The organism is Streptomyces sp. NPDC001933, from assembly GCF_042890955.1.
Classification (GTDB): Bacteria; Actinomycetota; Actinomycetes; order Streptomycetales; family Streptomycetaceae; genus Streptomyces.
This window is the reverse complement of sequence record NZ_JBIASS010000013.1, coordinates 239316-258900: the sequence shown is the minus strand read 5'-3', so window position 1 is coordinate 258900 and position 19585 is coordinate 239316. Positions and strand designations below refer to the sequence as shown.

18 protein-coding genes are annotated in these 19585 nt (G+C 70.0%); 6 read left to right on the top strand and 12 right to left on the bottom strand.

What is annotated here, in order from left to right; translation table 11 throughout:
• Positions 1–123: 123 nt before the first annotated feature.
• From ACFYY7_RS29345 to ACFYY7_RS29335, 3 genes are all read right to left on the bottom strand, one after another.
• The gene (locus tag ACFYY7_RS29345) at positions 124–453 is read right to left on the bottom strand and encodes an L-rhamnose mutarotase (protein ID WP_351258641.1); all 330 of its coding nucleotides are present in this window, start codon (positions 451–453) and stop codon (positions 124–126) included.
• 114 nt (positions 454–567) lie between these two features.
• Positions 568–1611: an enolase C-terminal domain-like protein gene (locus ACFYY7_RS29340; protein WP_388666082.1), complete on the bottom strand. Its 1044-nt coding sequence runs from the start codon at positions 1609–1611 to the stop codon at positions 568–570.
• Positions 1593–2417, bottom strand: coding sequence for a FadR/GntR family transcriptional regulator (locus ACFYY7_RS29335; RefSeq protein ID WP_388666080.1), 825 nt, complete (start codon positions 2415–2417; stop codon positions 1593–1595). The genes ACFYY7_RS29340 and ACFYY7_RS29335 overlap by 19 nt, the downstream gene beginning before the upstream one ends.
• Positions 2418–2842: 425 nt before the next feature.
• Between ACFYY7_RS29335 and ACFYY7_RS29330 the strand changes: the two genes are divergently transcribed.
• Positions 2843–4012, top strand: a complete 1170-nt coding sequence (locus ACFYY7_RS29330) for a Gfo/Idh/MocA family protein (RefSeq protein ID WP_388666077.1) — start codon at positions 2843–2845, stop codon at positions 4010–4012.
• A gap of 107 nt (positions 4013–4119) precedes the next feature.
• Here the strand turns inward: ACFYY7_RS29330 and ACFYY7_RS29325 are convergent, their stop codons facing one another.
• From ACFYY7_RS29325 to ACFYY7_RS29310, 4 genes are all read right to left on the bottom strand, one after another.
• A complete protein-coding gene (locus ACFYY7_RS29325; RefSeq protein WP_388666074.1) occupies positions 4120–5889 on the bottom strand; it encodes a beta-galactosidase family protein in 1770 nt (589 codons plus the stop codon).
• 63 nt (positions 5890–5952) lie between these two features.
• Positions 5953–6900 (bottom strand): ROK family protein, encoded by a 948-nt coding sequence (locus ACFYY7_RS29320; RefSeq protein ID WP_388666071.1) that lies wholly within the window; start codon positions 6898–6900, stop codon positions 5953–5955.
• A complete protein-coding gene (locus ACFYY7_RS29315) occupies positions 6897–8600 on the bottom strand; it encodes a class I mannose-6-phosphate isomerase (protein ID WP_388666068.1) in 1704 nt (567 codons plus the stop codon). Before ACFYY7_RS29315 ends, ACFYY7_RS29320 begins: the two co-directional genes overlap by 4 nt.
• A 49-nt stretch (positions 8601–8649) precedes the next feature.
• The gene (locus ACFYY7_RS29310) at positions 8650–8799 is read right to left on the bottom strand and encodes a hypothetical protein (RefSeq protein WP_388666065.1); all 150 of its coding nucleotides are present in this window, start codon (positions 8797–8799) and stop codon (positions 8650–8652) included.
• A 392-nt stretch (positions 8800–9191) separates the two neighbouring features.
• On the opposite strand from ACFYY7_RS29310, the gene ACFYY7_RS29305 reads away from it, so the two are divergent.
• From ACFYY7_RS29305 to ACFYY7_RS29295, 3 genes are read left to right on the top strand one after another with little or no spacing between them, the layout of a single operon-like run.
• Positions 9192–10448 carry an ABC transporter substrate-binding protein gene (locus ACFYY7_RS29305; protein ID WP_388666062.1) on the top strand — a complete coding sequence of 419 codons (1257 nt, stop codon included), beginning with the start codon at positions 9192–9194 and terminating at the stop codon, positions 10446–10448.
• A complete protein-coding gene (locus ACFYY7_RS29300) occupies positions 10445–11461 on the top strand; it encodes a carbohydrate ABC transporter permease (RefSeq protein ID WP_388666060.1) in 1017 nt (338 codons plus the stop codon). The genes ACFYY7_RS29305 and ACFYY7_RS29300 overlap by 4 nt, the downstream gene beginning before the upstream one ends.
• Entirely contained in the window at positions 11458–12366 is a 909-nt protein-coding gene (locus ACFYY7_RS29295; RefSeq protein ID WP_388666057.1) for a carbohydrate ABC transporter permease, read from the top strand. The genes ACFYY7_RS29300 and ACFYY7_RS29295 overlap by 4 nt, the downstream gene beginning before the upstream one ends.
• Positions 12367–12517: 151 nt before the next feature.
• Here the strand turns inward: ACFYY7_RS29295 and ACFYY7_RS29290 are convergent, their stop codons facing one another.
• From ACFYY7_RS29290 to ACFYY7_RS29280, 3 genes are all read right to left on the bottom strand, one after another.
• Positions 12518–13696, bottom strand: a complete 1179-nt coding sequence (locus tag ACFYY7_RS29290; protein ID WP_388666055.1) for an acyl-CoA dehydrogenase family protein — start codon at positions 13694–13696, stop codon at positions 12518–12520.
• A gap of 101 nt (positions 13697–13797) precedes the next feature.
• Complete coding sequence (locus ACFYY7_RS29285) at positions 13798–14955, bottom strand: methyltransferase (RefSeq protein ID WP_360927999.1); 1158 nt, start codon at positions 14953–14955, stop codon at positions 13798–13800.
• A gap of 77 nt (positions 14956–15032) precedes the next feature.
• Positions 15033–15239: a hypothetical protein gene (locus tag ACFYY7_RS29280; RefSeq protein ID WP_376316848.1), complete on the bottom strand. Its 207-nt coding sequence runs from the start codon at positions 15237–15239 to the stop codon at positions 15033–15035.
• A 249-nt stretch (positions 15240–15488) separates the two neighbouring features.
• Between ACFYY7_RS29280 and ACFYY7_RS29275 the strand changes: the two genes are divergently transcribed.
• On the top strand, positions 15489–16313 hold the full coding sequence (locus ACFYY7_RS29275) for an endonuclease I family protein (RefSeq protein ID WP_388666051.1): 825 nt from the start codon (positions 15489–15491) through the stop codon (positions 16311–16313).
• A gap of 51 nt (positions 16314–16364) precedes the next feature.
• On the opposite strand, the gene glsA is transcribed toward ACFYY7_RS29275, so the two are convergent.
• Together glsA and ACFYY7_RS29265 are read right to left on the bottom strand one after the other, a co-directional pair.
• Positions 16365–17711 (bottom strand): glutaminase A, encoded by a 1347-nt coding sequence (gene glsA / locus ACFYY7_RS29270; protein WP_388666048.1) that lies wholly within the window; start codon positions 17709–17711, stop codon positions 16365–16367.
• 12 nt (positions 17712–17723) lie between these two features.
• The gene (locus ACFYY7_RS29265; protein ID WP_388666046.1) at positions 17724–18290 is read right to left on the bottom strand and encodes a hypothetical protein; all 567 of its coding nucleotides are present in this window, start codon (positions 18288–18290) and stop codon (positions 17724–17726) included.
• A gap of 177 nt (positions 18291–18467) precedes the next feature.
• Here ACFYY7_RS29265 and ACFYY7_RS29260 point away from each other — a divergent pair, with 177 nt between their 5' ends.
• The gene (locus tag ACFYY7_RS29260; RefSeq protein ID WP_388666044.1) at positions 18468–19583 is read left to right on the top strand and encodes a chemotaxis protein; all 1116 of its coding nucleotides are present in this window, start codon (positions 18468–18470) and stop codon (positions 19581–19583) included.
• The last annotated feature ends 2 nt before the right edge of the window (positions 19584–19585 follow it).

Genomic DNA, 19585 nt, shown 5'->3' with positions numbered 1-19585 from the left:
GGACCCACGACCGCCCTGACCCGATGGCCCCTGCCCCCTCCCCCGGTGTGTCAACCGCGGCTGGCCTGCGGGGGTGGGGGGGGACCAAGCTGCGTCCCCCCCCTCCGCCGCTTGCCCCTGATGTCACTCGAGATGGAAGACCTCTTCGGCAGGTGCCCACCGCTCGCCGTCGCCGACGCTGTCCAGTGGCTGCTGGCAGGGGTCGGTACGGGCCCACCAGTCCCGGGTGACCGGGCATTCGGCGATGAGCGCGGTGTCGGCCGCGTAGTCCTCGCCGGTGTACTCGAGGTAGCTGAAGAGCAGCCCGTCACGCAGGAAGATCGAGTAGTTGCCGATGTGGGCGCGCTTGAGGGTCGCGAGGACTTCGGGCCAGGCCGCCGCGTGCAAGGCGCGGTATTCCGCCTCGAGTTCCCCACGCAGGCGTATGACCGAGGCGTAGCGTTGCACGGGCATGGTGTGGCTCCTTTCCACGAGGCACTGAGGTGCTGAGGCGTTGAGAAGTTGGAACCTGAGTCATCATCAAGGGCGTGACCGGAGCCGCCGCCCTGTTGATTCGCTCGGAAGTCGTCACCAGCCCGGTTGATCGAAGCCGATGCCGGGGGCCGTCGGCGCCCGCACCAGCCCGTCGGCACCGACGGCCGGCTCGCGCTGTACGGGGTTGGTGTACACGAGGGACTCGTAGTAGGTGGTGTTGGGGATCGCCATGCACAGGTGGGCGTTGACCACTCCGCTGCCGTGCACCTCGGCCCGCAGGTTGTAGCTCTCGGCCAGGTGCGCGATGCGCAGGGCTCCGGTGATCCCGCCTTTGAGCTGCGCACTGGTGCGGACCCGGCTCGCCGCGCCCGCCATGATGAAGTCACCGACGTTGAAATGCGCGCCGTCGGAGGTCTCCGCGACCAGCAGCGGAATGTCGACCTGTTCGGCCAGCCACCGGTGGGCGGTCACGCTGAACTCGCGCATCGGCTCCTCGTACCACAGGTAGCCCGCCTCGGACAGTGCGCGGCCGAGGTACACCGAGTCCGCGAGGTCGAACCCGGCCGATCCGTCGTACATGAGCGGGACATCGTCACCGACGTGGGCGCGCAGCTTCTGGCACAGGTCCGCGTCGGCTCGCGGGTCTCCCCACGCGTGCAGCTTGATGGCGGAGTAGCCGAGTTCCAGGCACTGGTCGGCCACATCGAGGTACTCCTCGACGCTGCCGAAGGTGACCGTGCTCGCGTAGGCGGGGATGGCCTCACGGTAGGGGCCGAGCAGCCGGTGGACCGGCTGTCCGGCCGCGAGGCCGGCCAGGTCCCACAGCGCTACGTCGACCAGGCCGAGCGCGTAGATGGGGAGCTCCTCTATGCGGTCCAGCTCCCACAGCCGGTGCCACAGCAGCTCGCGCATCAACGGGTCGCGGCCGAGCAGGTCCTCACGTATACGGCGGTTCACCAGATCGGCGACGATCAGCCCACGTCTCGTGTGCGCCTCGCCCACCAGGCCTTCGTCCGTGTGGACCCGCAGGATCCCGCCCACGACCGCCGGCTCCGATCCGGGCAGCCCTGCCCGCCACCGGAAGGGCGGCTGAGCGGGCAGATCGACCAGTTCCACAGTCACGTCGGTGATTCGCATGGGTGTCCTTCATGGGTGGTGGTGTGGGGTTCAGGCGTTGGGTGGCCCGGGGCGATGCGGTGCCGGATCTCCCGTTGGAACTGGTGGGTGGTCCGGTCGATGTGGTGGGCCATGAGGGTGTGCGCGTGCGTGGGTTCGCCGGTGGCGACGGCGTGGGCGATGGCTTCGTGCTGGGCGGCGGCGTCGCGCAGGGAGCCGCCCGCGAGGCCGGCCAGTCCTATGGCGGTGACCTGGTGTTGCAGGCGACGCAGGGTGTCGATGGTGGCGGCGAAGAAGGCGTTGTTGGTGGCGGTGGCGATGGCTGTGTGGAAGGTGTCGTCGGCGTGGCTGAAGGCGTCGATGTCGTCCTGCCGGGCGGCGCGGGTGGACTGGTGGGCGGCCGCGCGGACGGCTTTGACCTGGGCGGGGGTGGCGCGTTCGGCGGCCAGGCGGGCGGTGGTGGTTTCCAAGTGGCGCCGGAATTCGAAGAGTTCGTCGACCTGACGCAGATCGGCGGGCAGGAAGTGGGTCAGGGAGTGCTGCCAGGAGGACTGGTCGGGCTGGGCGACGTAGATGCCGCGGCCCTTGTGCACGGACAGCCGGCCCAGCGCGGAGAGGATCTTCACCGCCTCGCGGACCACGGTCCGGCTCATCCCCACCCGGTCGGCCAGCTCCTGCTCGGTGGGCAGCCGGGCGCCGGGCCCCAGGCCGGCCAGGACGAGGTACTCGAGGATGCGTTCGGCCGCGACCTCGTAGCCTGGACGGTAACCGGCCCCGTCGCCCGGGGGTTGCGGCGCGGGTGCGGTGCTGCGGGCTGCGCGGGTCAACGGCGCTCCCCTTTCACGTCGGTCCATTTCTCCGTCGATCCATGTCACGGCGGTCCGGACGGTACGGCGGTCCACGTCGGGCGTGAGGTCGCCGAGCGACGCAGAGACGCACCATCTGCGATATGTTTCTGATACATCAGCCAATCCGGGGTCAGTGAATCACATCCAAACTCTTGACGCCAGGATCCAGTGAACTCAGACTCGTTCCATCCCGCACCGACCGCCTCACCCCACCTCTCACCGGGGCAACATCCTTCTCCGCCCGGCCGCAGCCCCTCCGAGAGCGCGGCCGCCCTGGCGGTCGACACCATCCCGACCCCCTCAGAATCAAGCACAATCCCATCATGCAACCGGATATGTTCCAGATCTATCATCCGGTCATCCTCGCCCTGCCGGGGTCGAAACCTTCTGAAAGGGCAAGCACCTTGGACGACATCAGGCTCGGCGTCATCGGCCTGGGTAATCGCAGCGACCTGGCCGACCTGGCCCACCGGCCCGGTTCGGGGTCATTGGTGGCTGCCGCCTGCGACCGCGACCGACGGTTGCTGACGCGCGCCGAACAGCGATTCGGCACCCGGGTGCGGACCGCCTCGGATCACCACGAGCTGCTCGACGCGGGACTCGACGGCGTGCTGGTGCTGACTCCGGACCACACGCACGAGGAGATCGGCCTGGACTTCCTTCAGGCCGGTGTGCCGGTGTTCCTGGACAAACCGATGGCGATCACCACCGAGGGGTGCGACCGGCTGCTCGCGGCGGCTCACCGGCATCGGACCCCGCTGTACGTGGGCCACAACATGCGCCACATGCCGGTCGTGGTGGCCATGCGTGAACTGATCGTCAAGGGGGCGATCGGCGAGGTCAAGGCCATCTGGTGCCGCCATTTCGTCGGCCACGGCGGGGACTTCTACTTCAAGGACTGGCACGCGGACCGACGCCTCACCACCGGCCTGCTGCTGCAGAAGGGCGCGCACGACATTGATGTCATCCATTGGCTGGCCGGCGGCTACACCCGGCGGGTGAACGCCATGGGCGGGCTGACGGTCTACGGGGACATCGACTCGCACCGCGACCGCAGCGGGGAGCGGATGACCGAGTGGCTGTCGACGGAGAACTGGCCGCCGCTCAGCCAGACCGGCCTCCACCCGGTGGTGGACGTGGAGGACCTGAGCATGATGCAGATGCAGCTGGACAACGGAGTCTTCGCGAGCTACCAGCAGTGTCACTACACCCCCGACTACTGGCGCAACTACACGGTGATCGGCACCGAGGGGCGGCTGGAGAACATCGGCGACTCGGAGGGAGCGGAGGTCCACGTGTGGAACCGCCGCTCCGACGGCCGCGCCGAGGCCGATCTGGTGGTGCCCGTGCACACTCCGACCGGCACGCACGGTGGCGCCGATCCCGTGCTGATGGCGGAGTTCCTGCGGTTCGCACGGGACGGCGGAGCCACCGTCACCTCGCCCGTCGCGGCCCGCGAAGCGGTGGCCGCCGGCTACGCGGCCACCATGTCGTTGCGGGACGGCGGCCGCGCCGTCGAGGTCGCGGCCCCGGACCGGGAGTTGGCCGCGTACTTCGGGCACGGCCAGAGCTGATTCAGGCAGGCGGAATCCGGGGGAATTCCGTCGGCGCTCCGGGACTCGCTTCAGGTGGCTCCGGTCCGGAAGGAATACGGACCGGAGCCACTCGGCAGTCCGCCAGGTCAGTCGGTCGGGCCCAGATCCGGGACGTCGCAGAGCTCGATCCGCTCGCCCGGCCGGTGCAGTTCCAGGATCACGAGTTCATTTCGGCCGGCCCGCCACACCGGGGCGGGGGCGTACAGGGTGCGCTGGGGTCCGCGGTCCCAGTAACGGCCGAGGGCGAAGCCGTTCAGCCACACCTGGCCCTTGGTCCAGCCCGGCAGAGCCAGGAAACCGTCGGCCGGCTCCGGTACCTCCAGCGTCGCACGGTGAAAGGCCGGGCCCTGGATCTGTTCGGCGGCACCGAACCGCAGACCTGCCAGATCGGTCAGCGGGAGGGGGCGGATCTCCCAGTCGAACTGGTACTGGCCGTCGATCCGGACGCCGCCGCTGATGCCCTTGCGATCCTCCAGCAAGGGGCCGTAGTTGATCCGTCCCATGTTCTCCACCAGCAGGTCGAGTTCGGCACCGCTGTCGGGGACGTTGATCGGCAGCGCGTCGAGCGACCCTGTCCGCTCCAGGACTCCCAGCGGCACTCCGTCGAGGAACACCTGGGCCCGGTCAGCGAGGCCGTGCACGCGCAGGGTCGAGTCGGGGAAGGAACCACGGAGCCACGTGCGGTAGTGGATCAGCCCCAGTGACTGGCCCAGCACCTCCATCGGTTCCGGCGAGAGCCGCTGCCGAGGAGTGGAGAGCACGTCGAGGCAGTCCGCCAGCGCCACCGCACCGTTCGGCCGTACCGTCTGCGGGACGAGCCGGTCCGGTGTCGCGGGTATCGCGTAAGGGATCGGGCCTCGGTGCCGCTCGATCACCGCGCGGAACGCGTGGAACTTCTCGGTCAGCTCTCCGGCCTCACCGACCGGAGCGTCGTAGTCGTAGCTGGTGCAGGTGGGCTGGTAGTCGGTCTCGTTGTGGTTGGCTCCGTTCCACCATCCGAAGTTCGTGCCGCCGTGGCCCATGTAGAGGTTGACCGAGGCGCCCTGAGCCAGCATCCGGTCCAGCTCCCCGGCGGCCTCGTCGGCGTTCCGTACGTGGTGGTGCTCGCCCCAGTGGTCGAACCAGCCGTGCCAGTACTCGGAGCACATCAGCGGGCCGGTCGGCTGATGGCGGCGCAAGGTCGCCAGTGACTCCTCGGGCTGTGAGCCGAAGGTCGCGGTCGCCAGGGTGCCGGGCAGCATGCCTCCGCGCAGTACGCCGTCAGTGGCTCCGTCGGCGGTGAACAGCGGGCAGTCCACGCCGCGTCGGATCAGGCCCTGCCGCAGATGGTCGAGGTAGGGGGTGTCATGGCCGTAACTGCCGTACTCGTTCTCGACCTGGACGGCGATCACCGGCCCGCCCCGGCCGGCGAGCAGGGGGCGCAGGACTGGGATCAGCTGGTCGAACCACGCGTCCACGGCGGCCAGATAGCGGTCGTCGGTGCGGCGCAGCCGCATACCGGGGTCGGCCAGCAGCCATGCGGGGAGGCCGCCGAACTCCCACTCGGCGCAGATGTAGGGGCCGGGTCGCACGATCACGTCCAGGTCGAGCCGGGCAGCGGTGCGCAGGAAGCGGGCGACATCGGCCTGTCCGGAGAAGTCGGTCTGCCCGGGAGCCGGCTGGTGCAGATTCCAGGCGATGTAGGTCTCGACGGTGTTGACGCCCATGGCGCGCAGCCGCAGCAGCCGGTCCTCCCACAGTTCGGGGTGGACACGGAAGTAGTGGATGGCGGCGGAGACGATCTGGTGGGGGCGTCCGGCGCGCAGGAAGCCGCGCTCGGTCACGGTCAGTTCGGCGGTGGGACGGGGAGGGGTCACAGCTGCTCCCAGGGGGTCGGGGGTGTGGATGGAGGAGGCCTCGTCGCACGTGCCGGGCCGGTGTCAGCGGGAGTCTCCGAGCGGCGCGGTACGGTCGCCCGGCCGGCCGCACACCCCGGCCAGGTAGGCCGCGCCGAGCAGCGGGGCCTCGTCCGGCCGGTGCGCCGGGGTGATGACGAAGCGTCGGTTGCGGACCGGATCGGCCTCGGTGAGCCCTGAGCGCAGCGGTTCGGCCAGGAGGTCCCAGGCCCCCGCGATGGCGCCCCCGACCACCAGAACCGTCGGTTCGAAGGCGGCGAGCAGTGGCCCGAGCACCCATCCCAGGGCACGGAACGTCTCGGTGAACACCTCCGCCGCGGTCCGGTCCCCCTGCCGTGCCCGCCGGGCGATCTCCCGGACGTCGGGCGGCGCCGCGCCGGTCGCCCGTGCGTAGGCCCGCCGCAGGGCACGCCGGGACACCGTCTCCTCCAGGGGCCCGTCCGCGTACCGCAGGTTGTGGACCCAGCCTTCGGGAGGGACCCCGGGGCCGTGCCGCAGTATCCGGCCGTCGCGCAGGAAGCAGGAGCCCACACCGGTCCCGAGGGTGATACCGGCGACGGTGCGGTGTCCGCGCGCCGCCCCGGCCCACCACTCGCCGAGCACGAACGCCTCCGCGTCGTTGCAGAAGCTGAGCGCGGTGGCGCCGGGCAGTGACGACGTCAGGGCGGCCCGTAAATCGACCCCCCGCAGGGCTTCGAACTTGCCGATCCCTTCGAACCGCCCGATCCCGCGCTCGTAGTCGAACGGACCGGGCAGTGCCACGGCCCATGGGCACGAGCCGAGGCCGGACAGCCGGTCGGCGCAGCGGACGAGGGCCGACAGGATCTCCTCGGCACTGCCGTCGCTGTCCACCGCCTCACGGTACGAGCGGCCGGACCGGAGGCTGCGGGCGCGGATGTCCACCCCGGCCGCGGTGACATGGGTGCCGCCGACCTCGAGGACCGAGACGGTGGCCTCGTCGGTGGGGCTCACCGCACCAGCGCCTTCACATAGCGCACCGGTCCCCCGCCGAGGGCCCGCACCCGGTAGGCGCCGACCGCGGCGGGCACGGTCAGTGTCTCGGCGTACGCCAGCACATGACGGTGGCCGCCACTGGTCTCCAGGAGGATTCCGTCGCCCTCCACGACGTTGAGGACGTGGAAGCGGTGGTCCGTGTCGTCGTCCGCGACGGTGTCCGGCGCCAGTGCGATCCGCCGGACCTCGAAGAACATCTCCGGGAGGCGGCCGATGACGTCCTCGTGCCAGCCGTCGCCCGAGCGCAGGGTGCGCGGGGTGGGGACCAGGTCCTTGGCCACGGCTTCCCCCGACCGGTCCGGGTCCAGGTTCTCGAACGCGTGGCCGACGTGGACCGGCCGCTGCCTGCCTTCGCTGTCCTTGCGCAGCCAGTCGTAGAGGCGAAGGCTGTACAGGTACGGCGTCGCGCTGATCTCGAGTACGACATTGCCCTCGCCGCTGCCGTGCGGGGTGCCGCCCGGGATGAGGAAGATCTGGTGCGGATCGGCCGGGAAGGTCTGGACGTACTGCTCGATGTCGAACGGCACGCCGTCGTGGAACGCCCGGTCCGCCTCGTGCCGGAAGGCCGCGAGGTCGGCGTCCTGGCGCAGCCCCAGGAACACCTGCCGGCCGGGCCCGCCGAGCATCATGTAGTAGGTCTCGTGCTGGGTGTACGGCCATCCGAATACGCGGCGCATGTAGTCCGACTGCGGGTGGCAGTGGACGGAGAGATTGCCGCCGCCGACGGTGTCGAGGTAGTCGAAGCGGATCGGGAACGAGGTGCCGAACCTCGCGTGCACGTCGTCGCCGAGGATCGCCTCGGGGTGCGAGGCGACCAGTGCCTGCAGGGGCACCTCGACCCGCGGACCGTCCGGCGTACCCACCAGAATCCCGCTCTCGGGAGCGATGAGCTCGTAGCCCAGCGCGGTGTTGGCCGCCTCCTGGTTGAATCCGAGCTGCTCCTGGGCCCAATGTCCGCCCCAGGACGTGGTGTTGAAGGTGGGGCGGGGACGGAAGGGCCGCCCGGCCAGATCTGCGAGGGCAGCGCGCAGGGCGGCGCCCTCCAGCCAGGACGGAGCCTGCGCGTCCTGGGTATCCAGCCACAGGTCGACGCCGGAGACGAGGGTGTCGCGGTGCCGGTCGAGGACGGGCCAGTCGATGTAGAAGAGCCGACGGGTCGTGCCCGCCCCGGTACCGGCGGGCTGCCCCAGGTTGCGGCCGGTCTTGCCGGTGATCTGGGCCTCGGCGTACCGCTTGGGCAGGTCCGCGTACCAGAGCCGGTCGTGCGGCACCAGGGCCGCGCCCGGTCCGAGGACGACCGTCACGGTGTCGTCGGCGGCCTCGGGCTCCGGCAGCCCGGTGAAGAAGTCGGCGAGCCCGGCCCGGGACAGCGGGGCGAAGTCCGGGTCGTCCTCCAGTACCGCGGAGGCGGTCAGGGCGAGGACGTCCGGCCAGGGCGCGAAGTGCTCGCGCAGGTCCGTCTGTTTGGTCGCGACGGCGCGGGCGGCCAGCGCCTCGCGGATCCCGGCGGCAACCGCCTCCCAGTCCACGGCCACCGGGCCGTCGACGGCGAGGACAAGACCCGGGGCGAGTCCGGCGACCGCCTCCCGGTACCCGGCGCCCACCTCTGCGGAGATGCTGTAACACGGTTCGGCTTCATAGCCGCGAACTTCCGACATGACGGTGTCAGCCTTTCTGTCTTTCGGTAGGGCTTGCTGATCGTGCGGCTCAGGCCGTTCCTGCCACGAGGGCCGGGAGCACCGCCCTCGGCGTGACGCCGGGCCAGGCGGCGCAGGCGCCGGCCGCGCCATGGTCGGGACGGTCGGGGGCGACGGGGACCGGGGCGCCGTCGCCCTGCGGTCTGCTCAGGCTCCCCATGACGCTCCAGCCGCTGGTCCGGTGCCGGCCTGGTGTCCGACGGCGGGATCAAGGCCGACGCAGCGATGAAGGCAGCCTCGCAGCCGGTTCAATGCCCATCCGATATTTCTGAGCTACGAATCTCTACGGATGGAATGTATCCGATCTATGGTCTTGACGTCACGGAGCGCCCCACAAATACTGAGCTTCGCCTCGCGGTGGATACAAGTACCGGACCTCAGCGCCTCGGGAAACTACAGCCCCATCCCTCGACCTTCGGGGGCAGCACCAGGCTCCTCACGTTCAACGTGCCCAAGAATCTGAGTAATTGCCAGTTCTTCGCAACGGGAAGGTGCACATAAATGCTTGCTAAGTTGGCCGCGCGCTCCAGAAGGCGGGCCGTACTAGGGAGTTTGTCCGCGGCCGCCCTGGTCCTGACAGCGGCGGCGTGCGGAGGGAGCGGCGACGACAAGGCCGCCGACGGCCCCGTTCGCCTGGAGTTCTGGGGCTGGGCCCCCGGCTACGACAAGTCGGCCGAGCTGTTCAACGCCACCCACAAGAACATCGAGGTCACCTTCAAGAAGCTGCCGTCCGGTGGCCAGGGCGGCTACGACAAGATGCTCTCGGCGGTGAAGGCGGGCAATGCCCCCTGCCTGGCGCAGATCGGCTTCGAGTCGATACCCACGTTCCTGCTCGAGGGCGCCCTGGAGGACGTCTCCCAGGAGGCCGGGGCCTCGAAGGACAAGTTCGTTCCGTGGACGTGGAACCAGGTCACCGTCGCGGGCAGGACCTACGGCGTCCCGGTCGACACGGGCCCGATGGCCATGTACTACCGCAAGGACATCTTCAAGAAGTACGGCATCGCGGTGCCGACAACCTGGGACGAGTACGCCAAGGCGGCCGAGAAGCTGCACAAGGCCGACCCCGAGGCCCACATCGTGAACCTGCGGGCGATCACCCTGTCCGGCCTGGCCTGGCAGAAGGGCGCCAAGTGGTTCGGCACCGAGGGCGACGCGTGGCACGTCGGCGTCAACGACGACCGGTCCCGGCAAATCGCCGACTACTGGCAGCAGTTGGTGGACAAGAAGCTGGTGGCAACGGACCAGGGCTACAGCCCCGCGTGGTGGAGCGGCCTGCAGTCCGGCAAGGTAGCCACGGCGATCGGCGCGGTCTGGCTGAACCCGCTGATCGCCCAGAACGCCCCCAAGGCCAAGGGCAAGTTCGCCGTCGCCCCGATGCCGCAGTGGACCGCCGGGGAGAAGAAGTTCGGCAATGACGGCGGCGGCAGCACGGCCGTGCTCAAGGGCTGTCAGCACAAGGACGAGGCAGTCGAGTTCGCCACCTGGATGAGCACCGACCCCGAGAGCCTGAAGAACCTGATCACGAAGACCGGCATCTACCCGGCCGCCACCGCCGGACTCGAACTGCCCGAAGTGAACAAGGGCGTGGACTACTACGGCGGCCAGAACATCTACAAGGTGTTCGGCGAAGCCGCCCGGCACACGGACACAGGCTGGCAGTGGGGTCCCACGCAGTCGCAGTTCGGTGTAGATCTGGACGAGGCGACCGCCAACGCCTACGCCGGTTCCGGCACGCTGTTCGACGCGTTCGACAACGTACAGAAGAAGACGCTCGCGGCGATCAAGTCAAAGGGCGTGAAGGTCAGATGACCCGCGATGCGGAATCCCCTCCGGTGCCGGTCGCGAACCGGCCGGCACCGTCGGGCGATCACGGTCCGGACCGGCTCGCCGGTGCCCCGGGCCGGAAGCGGCGGCCGTCGCGCCGCCGCTCCGGCAGCAGTCTCACCGCCCGGCGCAACCGCTCCGCCGCCGTGCTGCTCGCCCCGTTCGGCGTCCTGTTCCTGGCCGTGTTCGTCATCCCGATCGGCTACGCCGTCCATCAGAGCCTGTTCCGGGTGGAGCGCTCCGGGCTCGGCTTCGGGGCACCGCGCACCGTCTTCGCCGGCCTGGACAACTACACGCGGGTGCTCACCGACAGCACGTTCCTGAAGGGCGTGGGCCGGGTCCTGGTCTTCGGCCTCGTCCAGGTGCCGGTGATGCTGGGTCTCGCCCTGCTCCTCGCCCTGCTCCTCGACTCCCAAGTGGCACGGTTCAAGCGCTTCTTCCGCGTGGCGTACTTCCTGCCGTTCGCGATCCCCGGTGTGATCGCGGCGGTGCTGTGGGCCTTCCTCTACATGCCCGGCATCAGTCCGTTGAACGACGTCGGCAGGAGCATCGGCGCAGACGTCGAGTTCCTCTCCCACGACGTGATCCTCTTCTCGATCGGCAACATCGTCACCTGGTCCTGGACCGGCTACAACATGCTGATCATCTACACCTCGCTGCAGTCCGTCCCCAAGGAGCTGTACGAGGCCGCCGAGCTGGACGGATGCTCCGGATTCCGGATCGCCTGGCACATCAAGGTGCCGCTGGTGCGCCCGGCCCTCACCCTGACCGGCGTCTTCTCCATCATCGGCACGCTGCAGCTGTTCGGCGAACCGATGGTGCTGCGCCCCATGACCGCCGCGATCAGCAGCAACTACACCCCGGTGATGCTCTCCTACCAGGCCGCCTTCGGCCTCAACGACTACAACTTCGCCGCGGCTGTCGCGGTGGTCCTTGCCCTTGCCACATTCGCCCTGTCCTACGGCTTCCTGCGCCTGAGCACACGAGGATCGCGATGAGCACGCAGCCCACAGCCCGACACCGCAGTTCCGACCCCGGGCGGGCGGCACCGCCCGCCCGCCGTCGCGGCACCCCGGCCGCCCGACTGAGCACCACCGTGCTGCTGTTCGCGATCGCGGGCTACTTCCTGCTGCCGATCTGGTGGCTGATCGTCTCGGCGACGAAATCCAACGGCGACCTGTTCGGCAGCAACGGCTTCTGGTTCGGCTCGCACTTCCACCTCGCCGACAACCTCACGAAGGTCTTCCGGCACAGCGACGGCATCTTCGGCCGCTGGCTCCTCAACAGCCTTCTGTACTGCGTGGCCGGGGCCCTGGTGGCCACGCTGTTCGCCGCGATGGCCGGATACGCCCTGGCCAAATATCCCTTCAAAGGCCGGGAGGGTGTCTTCGCCGTGATCCTCGGCGCGGTGCTCATCCCCCCGCCGCTCCTCGCCCTCCCGCTGTATCTGCTCGCCTCGTCGACCGGCCTCGTCAACACGTACTGGTCGGTGCTGATCCCGAGCGCCGTCACCCCCTTCGGGGTCTACCTCGCCCGCGTCTACGCCGAAGCCTCCGTGCCCGACGAACTCACCGACGCCGCCCGGGTCGACGGCGCGGGAGAACTCCGGATCTTCTTCACCATCGCCCTGCGGCTGATGTCGCCCGCGCTGGTCACCATCTGCCTGTTCCAGTTCGTGGGGATCTGGAACAACTTCTTCCTGCCACTGATGATGCTCGCCGACGACTCACGCTGGCCGCTCACCCTGGGTCTCTACTTCTGGAACAGCCAGCTTCGGGACCAGCCCTGGTACGACATCGTCGTCACGGGCTCCCTGGTGTCGGTGGTCCCCCTCTGTATCGCCTTCCTCGCCCTCCAGCGGTTCTGGCGCTCGGGGCTGTCCGCCGGAAGCCTCAAGAGCTGACGCGCGGGCAGTTCCGTGCTGATCAGCTGGGGCGAGTGCTACGGGCTTCTCCCAGCAGGTGAGGGCAGTGGCCCGCCCGATGACCGCGGGCTGCAGCCAGTGCCGGCCATGCCTCTCCTGTGCCAACCATGAATCCTCGTCACACGGTGACTCACCGCCGTACGCGCGGCATACCCAGGCCGATCCACGAGATGATCTCCCGCTGGATCTCGTTGTTGCCGCCGCCGAAGGTGAAGATGACGGCGGAGCGGTATCCGCGTTCGAGTTCGCCGTGCAGCACGGCACCCGCCGAGCCCTCCTTGAGCGGTCCCGCCGAGCCGACGATCTCCATCAGCCAGGCGTAGGCGTCGCGGCGCGCCTCGGAGCCGTAGACCTTGACGGCGGAGGCGTCCTGCGGGGTGAGGGTGGCGTTCTGCACGGCGGAGACCATCTGCCAGTTGAGGAGCTTCATGGCGTCGAGCCTGGTGTGGGTGCGTGCCAGCAGGGCGCGGACCCAGCCGAGGTCGATCACGCGGCGGCCGTCGGTGAGCCGGGTGTCCGCGGCCCAGCGCTGGACGTTGTGGAGGGCGCGGACGGCCATGGTGCCGTGGGCGGCGAGGGTGACGCGTTCGTGGTTGAGCTGGTTGGTGATGAGCCGCCAGCCCTGGTTCTCCTCGCCGACGCGGCGGGAGACGGGGACGCGGATGTTCTCGTAGTAGCTGGCGGTGGTGTCGTGCGAGGCGAGGGTGTTGATCAGGGTGCAGGAGTAGCCGGGGTCCGTGGTCGGGACGAGCAGCATGGTGATGCCCTTGTGCGGTGCCGCGTCCGGGTCGGTGCGGACGGCGAGCCAGACCCAGTCCGCGGTGTCGCCGTTGGTCGTCCAGATCTTCTGCCCGTTGACGACATACTCGTCGCCCTCACGCACGGCCCTGGTCCTGAGGGCGGCGAGGTCGGTGCCCGCGTCGGGCTCGCTGTAGCCGATCGCGAAGTCGATCTCGCCGGACAGGATCTTCGGCAGGAAGTACGCCTTCTGCTCGTCGGTGCCGTACCGCATGATCGTCGGGCCAACTGTGTTGAGGGCCATCAGCGGCAGCGGTACGCCCGCCTGCGCGGCCTCGTCGAAGAAGATGAACTGCTCCATCGGCGACAGTCCGCGTCCGCCGTACTCCACCGGCCAGCCGACGCCGAGCCAGCCGTCGGTGCCGAGACGGCGGATCGTCTCCCGGTAGAAGGCCTTCTGGGCCGCGGGGGCGGCGTAGCGCGCGTACGCGTCGTCGGGGACCAGTGCGGCGAAGTAGGTGCGCAGCTCGGCGCGCAACTGCTGTTGTTCAGGCGTGTATTCGAGGTGCACGGCCCCTCCGGGAGTCTCGCGGTCGCGTCGTCCTTGTGCGGCGGCGCACACAGTAGAACGTGTTGCAAGAATCCGGAAGGGCCGGGACGGCTCCGGCCGGGTCAGCGCTTGACTGCTCGCAGGACGACGAACTTCGGGTCGCCCGCGACGGTGACGCAGTTGCCGAAGATGCGGCGGAGCCTGGTGTGGTAGCCGAGGTGCCGGTTGCCGACGACCCACAGTTCGCCGCCTGGCCGCAGTGCGTCGCGCGCCCCGAGGAACATGGTGCGGGCCGTCGCGTCGGTGGTGGCCTGGTGGGAGTGGAACGGCGGGTTGTTGAGCACCAGGTCGACGCCGGCGGGCGGCAGTTCCGCCGGCCCGTCGCCGACGACGAACTCGGCCTTGGCGTCCGGTCCGGTGTTGGCTCGGAACGTTTCCTCGGCGGAGGCGACCGCCTGGTACGACTCGTCGATGAAGGTGACCGTCGCCTCGGGGTTGGCGAGCGCCGCGGACAGCCCGACGACGCCGTTCCCGCAGCCGAGGTCGACGACCCGGTCGGGGCCGCTGCGCGCGGGGAGGTGGCCGAGGAAGAACCGGGTGCCGATGTCGAGGCGCTCGGCGCAGAAGATCCCGGCGTGGTTGGTGACGGTCCGGCCGGAGACCGGTCCGACCCCCTGGGGCAGCTCGTACCGGTACGGCCAGGGGCTGGGTGTGCGGGCCGTTCCCGGGGCCGGGGTGGAGAAGATCAGCCGGGCCTTCTTGACCGCGAGGGAGGTGCGGGTGGGGCCGATGATCCGCTCGAAGAGCTTGAGGGTGGAGGTGTGGATCTCCTTGACCATCCCGGTGCCGATGACGACCGTGCCGGGGTGGACGGCCGGCGCGAGCCGGTGCAGCTGGTCCTCCAGGAGCGCGAGGCTCTTCGGGACACGTACCAGCAGGACATCGATGCGGTCCGGCGGAGTGTCCCTCGCCGACAGCAGACGCACCGCGTCCGCGTCCACGCCGTTGCGGTCCAGGTTCGCCAGGGTCGCGCGCTGCGCCAGATAGGAGTCGGTGATCTGTACGGGCCGGTGCGCGGCCAGTACGGTGCTCAGCGCGCCCCAGCGGTCGCCCACCACGACCACGGCGCCCGACAGATCGACCGGGTCCGTACCGTCGGCCCCTTCCAACCGCCGCAGCAGGTACTCGTCGGCAGCGTCCCACGCTCGGAACGGGTCGCGCGGATCCTCGGGGTAGCGGGCGAGATCGAACCCGGCCCCTGACGTCGTCAAACGGTTCATTGTCCACCCAGGCTAGCCGAGCCGCGGGGAGCGCCCGCACACTCCCCGCGCGCCGGCCGCCGGGCCGCCGCGTGCCGCTACGGCAGCGCCTTGTCGATAGCCGACCGGCCCTCCCGGGCCAGCCTGCGCTCCGCCCACTGGAGATTCTTCGGGGTCAGGTCCCGCCCGGAGGCGAGCACCAGGTCCTCCGCCGACGGATTGTCGCTGCCGCCGGTGTGCAAGAGGCTGTCGGGAGTCACTCCCCGGGTCACGGATACGGATACGGATTCGGGCTCGTCGCTCATGCCGCCTCCTCGTCCTTTCGGTCATTCTCGCCCCGCGCCCGGCCCGCCGCATCCGAGGCCTCCCGGACCTCTCCCGGGGGCAAGATCAAGCCATCACTTGACCTGCACATGATAGGTACACGCTGTTCACACCATGGTCACGGTGCGTGTGGAAGGCTCCCGCGTACCACATACCACACGACCGCCGCGGCGCCGTCCCCACCTTTTGACGGTGTCGTGGCGCACGCATTTTCGGAGAGGACACCCCACATGTCCCGTCGTCACCTTCGTTACCGGCGCCCGCTGCTGGCGACCCTTGCCGCCTTCGCGGTGCTCGGCGGTACCGCCGCCGCCGCACCGGCCGCCGTACCCGAGGCCGCGCCCACCACCGCGGCACCGCTCCGGGTACTAGACGACACCTACTACCAGGACGCGCTCGGCAAGACCGGCACCCAGCTCAAGAGCGCTCTGCACGGGATCATCAAGAACCAGACCAAGATCTCCTACAGCCAGGTCTGGGAAGCCCTCAAGGACACCGACCAGGACCCCGCCAACAGCTCGAACGTGATCCTCCTCTACACCGGGCGTTCCCAGTCCAAGAACTCCAACGGCGGCTCGGTCGGGGACTGGAACCGCGAGCACGTCTGGGCCAAGTCGCACGGCGACTTCGGCACCGCCACCGGCCCCGGCACCGACATCCACCACCTGCGCCCGGAGGACGTCACCGTCAACTCGATCCGCGGCAACAAGGACTTCGACAACGGGGGCAGCGCGGTCAGCGGCGCACCGGGCAACTACACCGACAGCGACTCCTTCGAGCCGCGCGACGCCGTCAAGGGTGACGTGGCCCGCATGATCCTCTACATGGCGGTGCGCTACGAGGGCGACGACGCCTTCGCCGACCTGGAGCCCAACGAGAAGGTGTCCAACGGTTCCGCACCGAACATCGGCCGGCTGTCGGTACTGAAGGCGTGGAGCCAGGAGGACCCGCCGGACAGCTTCGAGAAGCGGCGCAACGACGTCATATTCGACAAGTACCAGCACAACCGGAACCCGTTCATCGATCACCCCGAGTGGGTCGAATCCATCTGGTAGGCCCGACCGATCCGGAGGTCCGGCGGGCATCCGCCGGACCGGCCGGGGTGCTCAGCCGGCGGTGCCGCCGGTGCACCAGGCCACGGCCTGTTCTCGGGTCGCGAAGCACCTGAGGGCCATCGGCGCGCCCCGCTGTCCGGTGCCGGGCGGGGCGAGCTGCCCGGCCGGGTCGGCGACGGCGGTGCGCGTGCCGTCCGCCGCGATCCGGCCGAGCCCGCCGCGCAGCATCGCGCGGGCCACCCGGTCCACACCGGTGACCTGCAGCAGGTCCAGCACGACCGGCCCCGTCCCCCGGGGGCGCGACTCGTCCAGCGCGTACAGCACCCGCTCGGCCGCGGTGAAGTCGATGGCGCCTTGGGCCGCCACGACCGCGACCCGTTCGCGCGGGGCGCTGTCCCGAGGGGCGGCCCCGGCGGCGGGCAGATCGCCCGCGGTGGTGACGAGCGTGACGGTGGAGGCGGCCAGTGCCGGATTGTGCATCAGGTGCAGGCCGAGCCGCTCCGACAGGGCAACGAGCGCGGCGCGTCCGCGTACCGAGGTGCCGCTCGGGTCCAGCCGGGGGCTGTACGTCGCCAGCCCGAACCGTGCGGGGCCCGCGGCGATCAGCCCGCCGGACACACCGCTCTTCGCCGGCAGTCCCACGCGCAGCAGCCAGTCGCCGGAGGCGTCGTACATGCCGCAGGTCGCCATCACCGCCAGCACCTGCGCGGCGACCGGCTCGGGGACCACCGCCTCGCCGGTGAGCGGGTTCACGCCGCCGTGCGCGAGGGTGGCGGCCATCGCGGCCAGGTCCAGCGCGGTGACCCGTACCGCGCACTGTCTGAAGTACGTCTCGACCGCCGCGACCGGGTCGACGGGCAGCGGGCCGGCGCTCCGGATCAGATAGGCCAGGGCGCGGTTGCGGTCGCCGGTGGCGGCCTCCGAGGCGTACACCTGCTCGTCCACGTCCAGCCGTCGGCCGGCGAACCGGCTCAGGCAGTCGAGGATGCGGTCGAACCTCGGGGCGTCGGGGACGTCCGGGATCAGCGCGGTGGTGATGATGGCCCCCGCGTTGACCATGGCGTTGTCGGGCCGCCCGGTGTCCGGTTCCAGGCTGATGGCGTTGTACGCCTCCCCGCTGGGCTCGGCGTTGACCCAGCGGCACACCTCGTCGAGCCCGAGGACGGACAGCGCGAGCGCGTAGACGAACGGTTTCGACACGGACTGCATGGTGAACGGGGCGCCGGCGTCGCCCGCGCTGTAGCGGTGACCGTCCATGCTGATCAGTGCCAGCCCGAACGCGTCCGGGTCGGTCCGCGCCAACTGCGGGATGTAGTCGGCCGGTCGGCCGTCCCGCAGTCCGGTGAACCGCGTGTGCAGTTCGCTCAGGGCTTCGGTGACGGCGTCGGCGGCGCTCACCCGGCCCGGCCGTCAGCCGCGCTCGGCCTGGGCGATCCGGGGGAACGTCTTGACACCGGCCGCCTTCCGGCTGTTGGCGTTCTGGGTGACGGTCCGTCCGGGCGGAGCGTCCGGGAAGCCGAGCACCACGGAGTCGAGCACCTGCCCCGAGGCATCGACGAATTCCACCTTGACGGCGTAGAAGGCGGCCTTGTCCGTGCGGTTGGTGACGCGGACGACGGCGCTGCGGAACTGCTCGGTCTTGGCGAGGGGCAGCCCGGTCACCGACACGTCCTCGACCGCGTTGCCCCGGCCCTGCACACCTGCGAGCAGCTTCGTCGCCTGCTGCCGGTTGCGCTCGGCGGCGGCGGAGACGGAGGCGGCGAACTCCTGCTGGGTACGCCCGGAGGGACTCGCGGACCGGGTCAGGGCCGGTTCGGGCGAGACCGTTCGGGTGCTCCTGGCCGTACCCGTCGAGTTGGTGTCCGAGCCGCCGCAGGCGGCGGTACCGGTGATGATCGCCGCGGCCAGTACGGCCGGGGCCAGATTGCGCGCTGCGCGGCCGCCAAGGGCGTTTCGCGAAGGACTGATCGGGTTCACGGAAGCTCCGTCTGCCCGGAAGGGCGTAAGTGGAAGTCGGGGGAACCGCTGTTCGGCACCGCCTGGGAAGACAATGAAGAACTCGCCCATATTAGGAACAAAAGATATGAATTGACTCGTCGAATTCACCCGCTTCACTCGGGAGCGGACTACCGGCCGAAACCCTGGGAGAGAACGATGGATACGGACGCCCTGACCGCCGGCCTGCTGCGGGAACTACGGACGGTCAAGCCCTATCCGGCCCTGTCCCTGACCATGCCGACGCACCGCCGCGCTCCGGACAACGCCCAGGACGCCGTTCGGCTGCGCAATCTGGTGGCCGAGGCCGCCGATCGGCTGGAGGCGGACCCCGCGGTCACCCGCGAGGTGCGGACCGCGATCAAGGAGCAGCTCGACCGGGCGGTCACCGAGGTGGACCCCCGCCGGGCCCTGGACGCCCTGGTCCTCCTCGTCACCCCCGACGAGTACCGGATCTGGCGGCTTCCGCGCACCGCGCCCGAACGGGTGGTGCTCAGTGACACCTATCTGACCCGCAACCTGGTCGCCGCGAAGGCGCAGTCCCAGCCGTTCTGGGTGCTCACCGTGTCGGCCGACCGGGCCGTCCTGTGGAGCGGCACGGCGGACGCCGTGCGGGAGGAGCGGACCGGCGGGTTCCCGCTCACGGCTCCGCAGGAGCCGCCCGATCCGCAGCGCGAGGAGCGGGTCGGCGACACCCCTAGCACCTTCAGCGACGAGGAGACGCGCAACTTCCTGCGCACGGTCGACGAGAAGCTGCGCTCAGTGCTCGCCGAGGAGCCGCGCCCGCTCTACCTCATGGGTCTCGCCCCCGCGCTCGCCCTGCTCGACGAGGTCGGAGAGAGCGCCAAGTCGGCCGTCGGCCGGGTCACCAAGGGTGCGCCCGCCGACATGTCGGCGAGCGAGCTGCTCAAGGAACTGCGGCCGGCGCTCGACGAGCGGCAGCAGCGGTTCGCGGCGGAGATCGACGGCAGACTGGACGAGGCCCGCGGCCGTCGTGCCTTCGCCGGGGGTCTCGACGAGGTGTGGGCCGCCGTTCGGGAGGGCCGTGCCGGGCTGGTCGCGGTGGAGGAGCACTTCCAGCAGACGGTACGGGTGACGGACGAGCACCTGGAGCCGGTGAGCGGCACAGCCGTGGATCTCACGGACGTCGCGGTCCGCGAGGACATCGTGGACGAGCTCGTCGAGGCGGCCCTGGACAGCGGCGCCGACGTGGTCTTCCTCCCGGACGGCTCGCTCGCGGAGCACGGGCGGATCGCAACGGCCCTGCGCTACTGAAC

What these genes read in the sequence shown, in the direction of transcription:
- ACFYY7_RS29345 (WP_351258641.1), bottom strand. Translation starts at nt 453, where the DNA reads ATGCCCGTGCAACGCTACGCCTCGGTCATACGCCTGCGTGGGGAACTC.
- ACFYY7_RS29340 (WP_388666082.1), bottom strand. Translation starts at nt 1,611, where the DNA reads ATGCGAATCACCGACGTGACTGTGGAACTGGTCGATCTGCCCGCTCAG.
- ACFYY7_RS29315 (WP_388666068.1), bottom strand. Translation starts at nt 8,600, where the DNA reads ATGTCGGAAGTTCGCGGCTATGAAGCCGAACCGTGTTACAGCATCTCC.
- ACFYY7_RS29310 (WP_388666065.1), bottom strand. Translation starts at nt 8,799, where the DNA reads ATGGGGAGCCTGAGCAGACCGCAGGGCGACGGCGCCCCGGTCCCCGTC.
- ACFYY7_RS29300 (WP_388666060.1), top strand. Translation starts at nt 10,445, where the DNA reads ATGACCCGCGATGCGGAATCCCCTCCGGTGCCGGTCGCGAACCGGCCG.
- ACFYY7_RS29295 (WP_388666057.1), top strand. Translation starts at nt 11,458, where the DNA reads ATGAGCACGCAGCCCACAGCCCGACACCGCAGTTCCGACCCCGGGCGG.
- ACFYY7_RS29285 (WP_360927999.1), bottom strand. Translation starts at nt 14,955, where the DNA reads ATGAACCGTTTGACGACGTCAGGGGCCGGGTTCGATCTCGCCCGCTAC.
- ACFYY7_RS29280 (WP_376316848.1), bottom strand. Translation starts at nt 15,239, where the DNA reads ATGAGCGACGAGCCCGAATCCGTATCCGTATCCGTGACCCGGGGAGTG.
- ACFYY7_RS29275 (WP_388666051.1), top strand. Translation starts at nt 15,489, where the DNA reads ATGTCCCGTCGTCACCTTCGTTACCGGCGCCCGCTGCTGGCGACCCTT.
- ACFYY7_RS29260 (WP_388666044.1), top strand. Translation starts at nt 18,468, where the DNA reads ATGGATACGGACGCCCTGACCGCCGGCCTGCTGCGGGAACTACGGACG.